The following is a 13,364-nucleotide window of genomic DNA, read 5'->3' on the forward strand; positions in this document are numbered from 1 at the left end:
CGTCCCCCCGCGTTTTACTGCATCAGGCCGCGCCTTGGCCTTCGGCCAGGAAGAACCAGGTTTCGAGTACCGAGTCCGGGTTCAGCGACACGCTTTCGATGCCCTGTTCCATCAGCCACTTGGCCAGGTCCGGGTGGTCCGATGGGCCTTGGCCGCAGATGCCGATGTACTTGCCAGCCTTGTTGCACGCGGCAATGGCGTTGGCCAGCAGCTTCTTCACCGCAGGGTTACGCTCGTCGAACAGGTGAGCAATGATGCCCGAGTCACGGTCCAGGCCCAGGGTCAACTGGGTCAGGTCGTTGGAGCCGATCGAGAAGCCGTCGAAGTATTCCAGGAACTCTTCGGCGAGGATGGCGTTGGACGGCAGTTCGCACATCATGATCACGCGCAGGCCGTTGTCGCCACGGGCCAGGCCGTTTTCGGCGAGCAGGTCGACAACCTGGCTGGCTTCGCCCAAGGTGCGCACGAACGGCACCATGATCTCGACGTTGGTCAGGCCCATCTCGTTGCGCACGCGCTTCAGCGCACGGCACTCGAGCTCGAAGCAGTCACGGAACGATTCGCTGATGTAGCGCGACGCACCGCGGAAGCCCAGCATCGGGTTTTCTTCTTCTGGCTCGTACAGCTTGCCGCCGATCAGGTTGGCGTACTCGTTGGACTTGAAGTCCGACAGGCGCACGATGACCTTTTTCGGGTAGAAGGCCGCCGCCAGGGTGCTGATACCCTCGACCAGCTTCTCGACATAGAAGCCGACCGGGTCGTTGTAGCCGGCAATGCGCTTGTCGACGCTGTCTTTCAGGTCGGCAGGCAGGCCCGCGTAGTTCAGCAGTGCCTTGGGGTGCACGCCGATCATGCGGTTGATGATGAACTCCAGGCGTGCCAGACCGACACCGGCGTTGGGCAGCTGGGCGAAGTCGAAGGCGCGGTCCGGGTTGCCGACGTTCATCATGATCTTGAACGGCAGTTCCGGCATGGCATCGACCGAGTTCTGCTTGATGTCGAAGCCCAGCTCACCTTCGAAGATGAAGCCGGTGTCGCCTTCGGCACAGGAAACGGTCACGCCCTGGCCGTCTTTCAGCACCTGGGTAGCGTTGCCGCAACCGACAACCGCCGGGATACCCAGCTCACGGGCGATGATCGCCGCGTGGCAGGTACGGCCACCGCGGTTGGTGACGATGGCGCTGGCGCGCTTCATCACCGGTTCCCAGTCAGGGTCGGTCATGTCGGAGACCAGCACGTCACCCGGCTGGACCTTGTCCATTTCCGATACGTCGTTGATGACGCGAACCTTGCCGGCGCCGATACGCTGGCCAATGGCACGGCCTTCGACCAGCACGGTGCCTTTCTCTTTGAGCAGGTAGCGTTCCATGACGTTGGCGCTGGAACGGCTCTTCACCGTTTCCGGGCGGGCCTGGACGATGTACAGCTTGCCGTCGTCACCGTCCTTGGCCCACTCGATGTCCATCGGGCGCTGGTAGTGCTGCTCGATGATCATGGCCTGCTTGGCCAGCTCGCTGACCTCGGCATCGGTCAGGCAGAAGCGTGCGCGCTCGGCGCGGTCGACTTCGACGGTCTTGACCGAACGACCGGCCTTAGCCTCGTCGCCGTAGATCATCTTGATCGCCTTGCTGCCCAGGTTACGGCGCAGGATGGCCGGGCGGCCGGCCTGCAGGGTGTTCTTGTGCACGTAGAATTCGTCAGGGTTGACTGCACCCTGCACCACGGTTTCGCCCAGGCCGTAGGCGCCGGTGATGAACACCACGTCGCGGAAGCCCGACTCGGTGTCGAGGGTGAACATCACCCCGGCAGTGCCGGTTTCCGAGCGGACCATGCGCTGCACGCCGGCAGACAGGGCCACCAGCTTGTGGTCGAAGCCCTGGTGCACGCGGTAGGCGATGGCGCGGTCGTTGAACAGCGAAGCGAACACTTCCTTGGCCGCGCGGATCACGTTATCGACGCCACGGATGTTGAGGAAGGTTTCCTGCTGGCCGGCGAACGAGGCGTCCGGCAGGTCTTCAGCGGTAGCCGAGGAACGCACGGCAACGGCCATGTTGTCGTTGCCGGCGGCCATTTCGGCGAAGGCCGTACGGATTTCCGAATCCAGGCGTGGCGGGAATTCGGCTTCCATGACCCACTGGCGAATCTGCGCGCCGGTCTTGGTCAGGGCATTGATGTCGTCAACGTCCAGCGCGTCGAGCGCGGCGTGAATGCGGTCGTTCAGCCCACTCTGCTCGAGAAAGTCACGGTACGCCTGAGCCGTAGTGGCAAAGCCGCCCGGCACCGACACGCCGGCACCGGCGAGGTTACTGATCATCTCGCCCAGGGATGCGTTCTTGCCCCCCACATGCTCCACATCATGGACGCCGAGCTTATCGAGGGAAACTACGTACTCTACCAAGGTGATCTCTCCACTAACTGTGTTGGAAAAGCTCAAAAGGCGCCCGCCTGTCTTCTATGACTTGGCCGGGCGTTTGTGGCCTGTACCTGGAAAATAGGCGCTGCAAATGTGGCAGAATGTCGACAGCCGCATTCGGCAAACCGAACTTATCATATCCAAGAATCGTCATCAGCTTAAGGCCCAGATCGCAAATGAAACGAACCGCGTTCTTCATCTCCGACGGCACCGGTATCACTGCCGAAACCCTGGGCCAGAGTTTGCTCGCGCAATTTGAGAGCATTCCCTTCAACAAATTCACCCGTCCTTACATCGATTCGCCGGACAAAGCGCGGGCCATGGTCCAGCAAATAAACGCTGCGGCCGAGCGGGATGGGGTCCGCCCGATCATCTTCGACACCATTGTCAACCAGGACATCCGCGAGATCCTGGCGACGTCGAATGGCTTCATGATCGACATCTTTTCTTCGTTTTTATCCCCACTTGAGCAGGAATTGATCGCCCATTCGTCGTATTCCGTGGGCAAATCCCACTCGATTGGTGGCAATTCCAACTACATGGAACGCATCGAGGCGGTGAATTTCGCCCTGGATAACGACGATGGTGCACGCACCCACTACTACGACAAAGCCGACCTGATTCTGGTTGGCGTGTCGCGTTGCGGCAAAACCCCAACCTGCCTGTACATGGCCATGCAGTTCGGCATCCGTGCCGCCAATTACCCGCTGACCGAGGACGACATGGAGCGCCTGCAGCTGCCGGCGGTGCTGAAAAAGCACCACAGCAAGCTGTTCGGCCTGACCATCGACCCCGACCGCCTCACCGCCATCCGCCACGAACGCAAGCCCAACAGCCGTTATTCCAGCTTTGCCCAGTGCGAATTCGAAGTGCGTGAAGTGGAAAGCCTGTTCCGCAGGGAGAACATTCCCAATATCAATTCCACGCATTTTTCGGTGGAAGAGATTTCCGCCAAGATCCTGGTCGAAAAAGGCGTGGAGAGACGGTTCAAGTAACAGCCCCGCCCCCCTGTAGGAGCGGGTTTACCCGCGAAAGGGCCGGCCCTGCTGGCCAATCTCCAGCGGCCGTTCACCGTTGCCGCCGCCACCGTATTCGCGGGTAAACCCGCTCCTACACGGAGGAGAAAACGCATCAGGGGTTGGACCCAGCTCGGTGGTTGGGCACAGGTCGCTGTAGGAGCGGGTTCACCCGCGAAAGGGCCAGCCCAGCCATACAAAAAAAGCCCCGGCATCACTGCCGGGGCTTTGTTTTACCTCACCACAAGGCTCAGGACGGCACCACCGCTGCCTGCCCGCTCATGGCCAGGTCGACCAGCTCGCGGTTGGCCACCGCGTACATCGCATAGTCAGTGCCCGTGGCATTGCGCAAGTCGTCGAGCATGGCGCGCCAGCGCTCCACCATTCCCCGATGCTGCTCTGACCACAGCGCCACGCGGGCATCCATGTCTTGCGGTGCATCGGCCATCTGCAGGACCGAAATGGTGATCGCCCGCTGCTGCAAGTCGATATCGTCGCGGAATGCCTCGCGCGCCAGCGCCTGCCAGTTGTTTTCCACCGGCAGGTTGCTGATTTCCTGCAGGTACCAGGTCAGGTCCAGCGCGCTGCCCACGGCGAAGAATGCCTTGGCCACCTGCGCAGGCTCATGGCCGGTAACGTCGGCCGCTTCAATGATCGGCAGCAGGGTGTACAGGTGGCTGGTACCCGCCACCATACGCGCCAGCAACTCCGGCACACCGGCGTCGACAAAGCCTTGGTAGCGCACCATCCAGCGTTCGCGGGTGGGGCCTTCTAGCAGCTCATCCAGCTTCAGACCCAACTGCGCAATCTTCGGCCCGAAGTGCGCGGTATCGCGCCCGGCGTCCTGTTCGTTGCGGCGGCTACGCAGGAACCAACGGGTGGCACGGCGGCCCAGTCGCATCAGCTCGTCCATCAGGGTGAGCTGGATTTCTGCCGGCACCTGATAGTCCAGCGCCTCGATCTGGCGGAACCAGTGCGGCAGGTGGAAGATATCGCGCACGATCACGTAAGCACCGGCCACGTTGGCCGGGCTCATGCCGGTCGACTCCTTCAGGCGCTGGACGAAGGTGATACCCATGTTGTTGACCAGGTCGTTGGCGATCTGGGTGCTGACAATTTCGCGCTTCAGGCGGTGGCGGCGCATGGCCTCGGCGAACTTGCTGACCAGGGACGGCGGGAAAGCGGTTTCCATGTCACGGGTCAGGTAGTCGTCGTCCGGCACCAGCGATTTGAGCAGTTGCTCCTTGAGGTCGATCTTGCTGTACGAGATCAGCACCGACAGCTCGGCGCGGGTCAGGCCGTGGCCGGCAGCCAGGCGTTCGGCCAACTGCTCTTCGGACGGCAGGAATTCGATGGCACGGTCCAGCTTGCCCCGCGCCTCGAGGTCGGCCATCAGGCGCTTGTACTCGGCAATCCGCTCGCGGGCGCGGCGGGCAGCCAGCGACAATGCCTGGGTCTGCTTGTAGTTGTTGCCCAGTACCAGCCCGGCGACTTCGTCGGTCATGCTGCCCAGCAGCTGGTTGCGCTGCTTCTCGGTCATGTCGCCACCCTGCACCACTTCGTTGAGCAGGATCTTGATGTTGACCTCGTGGTCGGAGCAGTCCACGCCGCCGGCGTTGTCGATGAAGTCGGTGTTGGTGGCGCCGCCATTCAGGCCGAACTCGACGCGGCCGAGCTGGGTCATGCCCAGGTTGCCGCCCTCGCCCACTACCTTGCAGCGCAGTTCGTTACCGTTGACCCGCAGCGCATCGTTGGCCTTGTCGCCGACATCGGCGTGGCTCTCCGTACTGGCCTTGACATAGGTCCCGATGCCACCGTTCCACAGCAGGTCTACCGGGGCCTTGAGCAGCGCATTGAGCAACTCGGTCGGGGTCAGGCGGTCGGCTTCGATGGCGAAGCGCTCTTTCATCTGCGGGCTGATGGCGATGCTCTTGGCACTGCGCGGGAAGATCCCGCCGCCTTCGGACATGATGCTGGTGTCGTAGTCGCTCCAGGCCGAGCGCGGCAGGTCGAACAGGCGCTTGCGTTCAGCGAAGCTGGAAGCGGGCTCCGGGTTGGGGTCGATGAAGATATGCAGGTGGTTGAACGCGGCCACCAGTTGCAGCTTGTCGGACATCAGCAGGCCATTGCCGAACACGTCGCCGGCCATATCGCCCACACCAATGACGGTGATCGGGTCTTCCTGCACGTTGATGCCGCGCTCGCGGAAGTGGCGCTGCACGCCCACCCAGGCACCGCGCGCGGTAATGCCCATTTTCTTGTGGTCGTAACCGGCCGAGCCGCCGGAAGCAAAAGCATCGCCCAGCCAGAAACCGTAGTCGATAGCGATGCCGTTGGCGATGTCGGAGAAGGTCGCAGTACCTTTGTCCGCCGCTACCACCAGGTACGGGTCGTCATCGTCATGGCGCACCACGTTGGCCGGCGGCACCACGCCACCGTCCTTGAGGTTGTCGGTGATGTCGAGCAGGCCGGAAATGAAGATGCGGTAGCACGCCACGCCTTCGGCGGCAATCTCGTCACGGCTGCCGCCCAGCGGCAGGCGACGCGGCAGGAAACCACCCTTGGCGCCGACCGGCACGATGACCGAGTTCTTAACCTGCTGGGCTTTCACCAGCCCCAGCACTTCGGTACGGAAGTCCTCTTCGCGGTCGGACCAGCGCAGGCCACCACGGGCAACGTTGCCAAAGCGCAGGTGCACGCCCTCGACGCGTGGCGAATAGACGAATATCTCGAACTTTGGCACCGGTTTGGGCAGTTCGGGGATCAGCTTGGGGTTGAACTTGAAGCTGAAGTACGACTTGTTCTGGCCGTTTGCGTCGGGCTGGTAGAAGTTGGTACGCAGGGTGGCCTTGATCAAGTCCAGGTAGCGCCGCAGGATGCGGTCTTCGTTGAGCACCTGCACGTCGTCCAGGGCGCTCAGGATGGCCTGTTCCAGGCGCTGCTGCTTGTCGTCAAGGTCGTCCTGGGTAAGCTTGCGCGCCAGGTAGAAGCGGGTCTTGAACAACCGGGTCAGCTCACGGGCGATGTCGGTGTGGTTGTTCAGGGTGCTGGCGATATAGCCCAGATCGAAGCCCAGACGGATCTGTTTCAGGTAACGGGCGTAGGCACGCAGCAAGGCCACGTCGCGCCACGGCAAGCCGGCGGTGAGCACCAGGCGGTTGAAAGCGTCGTTCTCGGCATCACCACGGACGATGTGGATGAAGGCGTCCTGCAGGGTGTCGTTGAGCTGCTGGATGTCCAGGCTCAGGCCTTCGCTGTAGGTGAAGGCGAAGTCGTGGATCCAGTATTCGCGGCCATTGGCATGGCGCAGGCGGTACGGGAACTCGCCGAGCACGCGCAGGCCGAGGTTTTCCAGAATCGGCAGCACGTCGGACAGCGCCAGCGGGGTGTCGGCGTGGTACAGCTTGCAGTGCAGGATGCGCTCGCCCACCTGGGTCAACGGCTGGTAGAAGCTCATTGCCAGCGGCTTGCTTTCCGACAGGTTCAGCACATGCTGCAGGTCGACCACCGCCGAGTGCGCGGCGAAGCGCTCGCGGTATCCGGCCGGGAAGCCTTTGGGGAAATCGGCGAGGATGTTGGTGCCTTGGGCTTCGCCGAAGTTCTCCACCACCAGTGCCGAGTAGTCGTCATGCCACGAGCGGCAGGCCTGGATGACTTCGCGTTCCAGCTGCTGCGGGTCGATGTCGATACGGTTCTTGGGGTCGACCCGCAGAATCAGTTGCACACGGGCCAGTACCGATTCGGAGAAGAAGGTCCAGAACTCGCAGTCGCTGGCCTTCAGGCGCTCCATCAGCACCTGCTGGATCTTCTGCCGCACTTCGGTGGAGTAGATTTCCCGCGGGACGTAGGCCAGGCAGTAGCAGAAGCGGCCATACGGGTCTTTGCGCAGGAACACGCGGATCTTGTTGCGCTCCTGAATCTGCACGATTGCCATGACCGTGCTGAACAGCTCGTCGATCGGCGTCTGGAACAGGTCGTCGCGCGGCAGCACTTCCAGCACCTGGGCCAGTTCCTTGCCCAGGTGGGCCTTGGGATCGAAGCCCGAACGGCGCTCGACTTCGGCCACCTTCACGCGGATGTACGGAATGGCATGCACGCTTTCGCCATACACCGACGAGGTGTACAGCCCCATGAAGCGGTGCTCCTTGATGACCTTGCCGTCGGCGTCCAGCTGGCGGATCGACACATAGTCCGGGTAGGCCGGGCGATGCACGCGGCTGGGCAGCGCAGCCTTGGCGAACGACAGCAGCAGCGGCTCGTTGAGGTAGGCCACAGCGTAGTCTTCGATGCGCAGCTCTTCTGCGGTCAGGCCCACGCGCAGACGGCGCGGCAAGCCGAGGAACGACTGCTCGTCGTAGACCATCTGGCCGCCATCGGCGTCGCCCTTGACGGTGAATTCTTCATAGCCCAGGAAGGTGAAGTGGTTATCCAGCAGCCACTCGAGGAAGGCCTTGACTTCGCCCTTCTCGTTTTGGGCAGGACCAAAGCCGGTCTGTTCCACCTGCGCCACCACTTCACGCAGCTTGGCCTTCATCGGCTCGAAGTCGGCCACCACCACCCGTACCTCGGCCAGCACCTGCTCGATCTCGCGGGTCAGTACTGTCAGCTCGGCGGCATTGGCGCAGCGGTCGATCTCCAGGTACATCAGTGACTCGTAGCGCACGCCCTCGCCCTGGGTGCCCTTGGGCAGCAGTTCCAACAGCTCGCCTTTGGCGCCACGGCGCACGCTGAGCACGGTGGTTTGCAGGGTGTGGATGCTGTAGCCACGGCGGTTGAGCTCGGTACGCACCGAGTCGACCAGGAACGGCAAGTCATGGTGCAACACTTCGACCACGGTATGGGTCGACTGCCAGCCATTGCGTTCGTAATCAGGGTTGTACACCCGCACTTGCGGGTATTCGGGGTCGAAACGCTCGATGATGCGCCAGGCTGACAGGGTGCAGCCGGCCAGGTCGGAAAGCCTGCGCTGGGTGAGTTCGTCCAGAGAGATGATGCCGAAGAACTGCTCGGCGAACAGCGCCACTTGTGGCAGGGACTGCTCGCTGATGTGCTGCGCCAGGGCCGCTTGCAGTTGATGCTGGAAGTCGGCTTTGCTGGCTGCGGTGAAGAACGCCATCTGTGGTACTCCGCTTGGGCTTTGTAATAATTGAAGCGTCGCTGCGTGCGCCGTGTACGGATCAACGATAGCCAACCCGTGGCATGACGGACGGTAAAAACCAGACGTTGAACGTGCGCAGGCACGCCCAGGGCTCGCCGAAGCTTAACGACTGATCGGTCATCTACGCTTGCAGCGCTGCGACAATTTCGGTCAAGGGGCGGTAACTTTACGTTTATGCCTGTACGCAAGACTGTCAGAATTCCCTTCCGTTTCCTTTGACCCGAGCCTGCTCATGCAAATCAACACCGCCCTGCTGTTCGCCACCCCTTGCGATGACGAGGAAGACAACATGGCGACCCTGTGCTGCCACAGCGACAAGGGTCAGATGTTCCTGCTTACCCGTTACCCGGACGAGGACACCGTCGACCTGACGCTGGATGACGAGCCGTCGACGCTGGATGGCCTTAAAGTGACCCTGAGCGCCAAGCGCCTGCTGATCGAAGTGGCGGCCGGCGACCGGGACGCGCTGAAGGGGGATGAAGCACTGGAAATCAACCTGACCAGCGAGCTGAGTGACATGGATGAAGTGAAGGAAACCCTGGAGAACATCCTGGCCGGTACTGGAACCTTGGTCTGCGAGCTTTGAACCCTGCCCCTGCCTAGTGGGAGCGCGGTCCCTGTGGGAGCAACTGTCTTGCTCAATTTCTAAAAGCTGGCGCGATCCCTGGACTGCCCCCCAAAAGTTGGACAGTTTTAAGCTGCAGCCTGAGCCCTGTACTCCACAGGGCTCAGGCCATTGAGCCTCAGCTTGATGCGATCATGGTTGTAGTAGTGAATGTACTCATCCAGACCCGCTCTCAGCTCATCAATGCTCTCGAAACGCTTCAGGTAGAAAAACTCAGACTTGAGCGTGCCGAAGAAGCTTTCCATGGCCGCGTTGTCCAGGCAATTGCCTTTTCGAGACATGCTCTGCTTTACCCCACATTCGCTTAGCTTACGGCGGTATTGCGCCTGCTGGTAATGCCATCCCTGATCCGAATGCAGCACGAGCTTCGGTTTCTCTCCCAGGCAATCGAGCGCTTTGCCAAGCATGTTCCCAACCAGGCTATAGCACGGGCGGCTGGCCATTTCGTAGGCCACGATTTCGCCGTTGTACAAATCCATCACGGGCGACAGATAGAGCTTCTGTTGAGCTACTTTGAACTCGGTTACGTCAGTCACCCACTTTTGGTTTGGGCGTTGAGCGATAAAATTTCGCTCCAGTACATTCGCTGCCACTTTACCGACGGTACCTCGATAGGAGCGATATTTCTTGGGGCGCACTACTGATTTCAATCCCTGCTCAGCCATCAGCCGTTCAATGACCTTCTTGTTCACCCGCTTTTCCTTCCTGATTACGAGTGCGATACGGCGATAACCATAAAGCCCTTTCTGCTCGTGGTAGACGCGATGCACCAATGCCTTGAGCTCAGCATGCCGATCTGGCTTCTGCTGAGCTTTGAGCTGGTAGTAGAAGGTGCTGCGCGCCAGCTCGACCAGTTGAAGGAGGTCAGGCAAAGGAAACCTGCGCTTGAGTTTGGAAACGATCAGGACTTTTTCCCGCGTGTTCGTTCCTTTTCCTCGCGCAGAGCCTTGAGCTCCTTTAGGACAGCATTCTCCATGCGCAGGTACTCAAGTTCAGCCATCAGCTGATCTCGAGACTTCTGATCATCATTGGTATCGGTGGGTTTGGCAGGCTTGATCTTCTTCGACACGTCGATTGGCTTTCTTGGCTTGATGGCAGTAGAGGGTGCAGGACTGCCACTGTAGTACTGCCGCTGCCAAATGCCTATCTGAGAAGACTGCCCAAGACCAAAGTGGGCAGCGGTCTGGCGCAGCGAAAGCCGATGCTCGTGCATATAGCTAAGCACCTGCTGTTTGAAATCACTGGTATAGCGCCGCCCATGCGAGCCTGGACCAATGCCATTATTGGCCTGATAACTGGCCACCCAGCGTCGAAGCAGGCTGAAATCGATACCTAAGTGTTGAGCCACCTTTCGGAAACCGTTGCTGCCATCCAGGTAGGCTGTGATCGCTGTGAGCTTGAATTGCTCGGTGTACTTACCCATAGATCCCCCAAGGGTTGGATTGGTGTCCAACTTCTTGGGGGCAGTCCATCCCTGTGGGAGCGGTCTTGCGTCGCGATAGGGCCGCGCAGCGGCCCCAGGATCTCGACATCATGCATAGATTGCTGGGGCCGCTTTGCGGCCCTATCGCGACGCAAGGCCGCCCCCACAATGATCAGGCCAGCGCCTGCTGCATCTCTTCGGCCTGCACCCGCAACGCCTCGCAAAACGGCTCCACCGCTGCCGATGCCGGCCGATGGTCCGGGCGTATGAGCATCACCTGATAGGGCACCGATACCCGTAACCTGCGGATCGGCAACCCGCCTTGCGCCGCCTCCAGCCCGCTCAGTGGGTTGATGATCGCCACCCCCAGGCCTTGCCTGACCATGGCGCACACCGAAGCGGCACTGGTGGTTTCGATGACCGTGCGGCGGTTAACCCCGGCCGCACGAAAGTGCTGATCCAGACGCTGGCGGTAGGTATCCAGGCTGGCCAGGTTGATGAAATCGACCTCATGGAAATCACTCAGCTCCAGTTCAGCCTTCACCTGCAGCGGGTGATGCTCGGGCAACACGCACACCATGTTGGCACTGAACAGCAATTCACCATACGCGCCGCGCGGTATCTGTTCGACTTCAGTCAGGCCAAGGTCATGCTGCTGGGCAACCAGTGACTCCTCCAGCAAAGGCGACTCCTGCGCCAGAATGCTCACACTCACGCCGCTGTGCTGCTGGTGAAAGCGCTGGCAGGCCTTGGGCAACAAGGTTTGCGAGAACAGCGGCAGGCAAGTGATGGCCAGCCGGCCCTGCTCGAAGTTGCGGATGGCCTGGGCAAAGCGATCGATCCGCTCCAGCCCGACGTAGGCGCGCTCGACCTCTTCGATCAACAGCAGCGCCTGGGCCGTCGCCACCAGGCGCCCGCCCTCGCGCTCGAACAGGTTCAGGCCAGTCACCTGCTCCAGCCGCGCCAGTTCGCGGCTGACGGTCGGCTGCGAGGTGAACAGCAAGCGCGCCGCACCGGTGACACTACCAGCGGCCATGATGGCGCGGAACACTTCGATGTGGCGGACGGACAGTTTCACGGCAGCACCCGGTGAGTCGACAATGGGTATATCAGATATGAATGACTGGCAGAAAAATAGCTATTTTTCTGAATCCCCGCTTTGATTCATCCTCGTGGCCTTCCTTATCCGAGTAGCGCCACCATGACCGCACCCTTCACCCTTCTGGCCGAGGCGGTTCGCCAGCACGGCTCGCCGCTTTGGGCGTACGACGCCAGCACCATCGCCGAGCGTGTCGAGCAGTTGAACGTATTCGACACCGTGCGCTTCGCCCAGAAAGCCAACCCCAACCTGCATGTGTTGCGCCTGATGCGCGCCCATGGCCTGGTGCTGGACGCCGTGTCGCTGGGTGAGATGGAACGGGCCTTCGCCGCGGGTGCGAGCGTGGACGGTGACCCTGCCGGCGTGGTGCTGACCTGCGACGCGCTGGACCGCCCCACCCTGGAGCGCGTGGTGGCGTCAAAGATCGAAGTCAATGCCGGCTCCATTGACATGCTGCGCCAACTGGGTGAACGCTCGCCCGGCCACCGCGTGTGGATCCGCATCAACCCGGGCTTCGGCCATGGTCACAGCCGCAAGACCAATACCGGCGGCGAAAACAGCAAGCATGGCATCTGGCACGAAGAGCTGGACGAGGCGCTGGCGTGCATCAAGGCTTATGGCCTGCACCTGGTGGGCGTGCACATGCACATTGGTTCCGGGGTGGACTACCAGCACCTGGAACAGGTGGCCCGCTCGATGATCGAGCTGATCGGCCGCCTGGGCGTGGACATCGAGGCGTTCTCCATCGGCGGCGGGCTTTCCACGCCTTACCGCAGCACCGACAAACCGGTCGACCTGCAGCGTTATGCGCAGACCTGGGCGGTGGCGCGCAAGGAGATCGAAGCGATGCTCGGCCACCCGGTGCGCATGGAGATCGAACCCGGGCGCTTCCTGGTGGCGGAGTCGGGCTACCTGGTGGCCGAAGTCCGTGCCGTGAAACAGGTGGGGCGCAATACCTTCGTCATGATCGACGCTGGCTTCAACGACCTGATGCGCCCGGCGATGTACGGCGCCTACCACGGCATGACTCTGCTCGATGCCGATGGCCAGGCAGTAGATCGCCCGCGCCAGCCGACCGTGGTGGCCGGGCCGTTGTGTGAATCGGGTGACGTGTTCACTCAGGATGACCAGGCGCTGACCCCGCAGGACCTGCCTCAGGCACAGGTGGGCGACCTGCTGGTGATCCACGATGCCGGGGCCTATGGCGCGTCGATGTCGTCGAACTACAACAGCCGGCCACTGCTGCCGGAGTTCCTGATCGAGAACGGTGCCCTGCGGATGATCCGCCGGCGCCAGACGGTGCAGGACCTGCTGAGCCTGGAGGCGGATTTCTAAAGATCGCCCCCGGGCGTGCACACTCTTTTGCGGGCACGCCCGCTTCCAACTGACCTTCACCTCCAGCTTCATCCCCCGGCACGCTCAAGCTGGGTGCGATCGGGCCGCTTTGCGGCCCTGTTTCGATGCGGGACGGTATTTAAAAAAGCGACCAGGGTGGCTCTGCACCCGATAGCCATGGCGCAACGAGAGGCAGATGGGTTGACGTGAAAGGCGACGAAAAGCCTGCCAACGTCAACGATACCGCTTAATCAGAAATTTCCTACGCACCTATCGGAAGCGCAATGCTCCTTTG

The 13,364-nt window shown here is 61.4% G+C and carries 7 protein-coding genes; 3 read left to right on the plus strand and 4 right to left on the minus strand.

The annotated features are described in order from the left end of the window. Positions 1 to 22: 22 nt before the first annotated feature. Entirely contained in the window at positions 23 to 2,398 is a 2,376-nt protein-coding gene (gene ppsA / locus KW568_RS20605) for a phosphoenolpyruvate synthase (RefSeq protein WP_003248638.1), read from the minus strand. Between the two features lie 191 nt (positions 2,399 to 2,589). Between ppsA and KW568_RS20610 the strand changes: the two genes are divergently transcribed. Beyond that, complete coding sequence (locus KW568_RS20610; RefSeq protein ID WP_003248634.1) at positions 2,590 to 3,408, plus strand: pyruvate, water dikinase regulatory protein; 819 nt, start codon at positions 2,590 to 2,592, stop codon at positions 3,406 to 3,408. A gap of 271 nt (positions 3,409 to 3,679) precedes the next feature. Here KW568_RS20610 and KW568_RS20615 read toward each other — a convergent pair whose 3' ends face one another. After that, the gene (locus KW568_RS20615; RefSeq protein ID WP_004576879.1) at positions 3,680 to 8,545 is read right to left on the minus strand and encodes an NAD-glutamate dehydrogenase; all 4,866 of its coding nucleotides are present in this window, start codon (positions 8,543 to 8,545) and stop codon (positions 3,680 to 3,682) included. Between the two features lie 274 nt (positions 8,546 to 8,819). On the opposite strand from KW568_RS20615, the gene KW568_RS20620 reads away from it, so the two are divergent. Further along, complete coding sequence (locus tag KW568_RS20620) at positions 8,820 to 9,173, plus strand: hypothetical protein (RefSeq protein WP_003248629.1); 354 nt, start codon at positions 8,820 to 8,822, stop codon at positions 9,171 to 9,173. Positions 9,174 to 9,280: 107 nt separating this feature from the next. Here KW568_RS20620 and KW568_RS20625 read toward each other — a convergent pair. Then, positions 9,281 to 10,635, minus strand: a protein-coding gene (locus KW568_RS20625) for an IS3 family transposase (RefSeq protein WP_085983016.1) whose coding sequence is annotated in 2 segments (ribosomal slippage) — positions 9,281 to 10,159 and positions 10,162 to 10,635 — 1,353 coding nt in all. Because the reading frame shifts where the segments join, the coding sequence is not laid out codon by codon here. 172 nt (positions 10,636 to 10,807) lie between these two features. Further along, a complete protein-coding gene (locus KW568_RS20630; RefSeq protein ID WP_003248628.1) occupies positions 10,808 to 11,713 on the minus strand; it encodes a LysR family transcriptional regulator in 906 nt (301 codons plus the stop codon). A gap of 123 nt (positions 11,714 to 11,836) precedes the next feature. On the opposite strand from KW568_RS20630, the gene lysA reads away from it, so the two are divergent. Continuing rightward, positions 11,837 to 13,069, plus strand: coding sequence for a diaminopimelate decarboxylase (gene lysA, locus KW568_RS20635; RefSeq protein ID WP_003248627.1), 1,233 nt, complete (start codon positions 11,837 to 11,839; stop codon positions 13,067 to 13,069). Positions 13,070 to 13,364: the final 295 nt, after the last annotated feature.

The sequence above is a fragment of the Pseudomonas sp. HD6515 genome (assembly GCF_024971855.1).
GTDB lineage: Bacteria > Pseudomonadota > Gammaproteobacteria > Pseudomonadales > Pseudomonadaceae > Aquipseudomonas > Aquipseudomonas alloputida.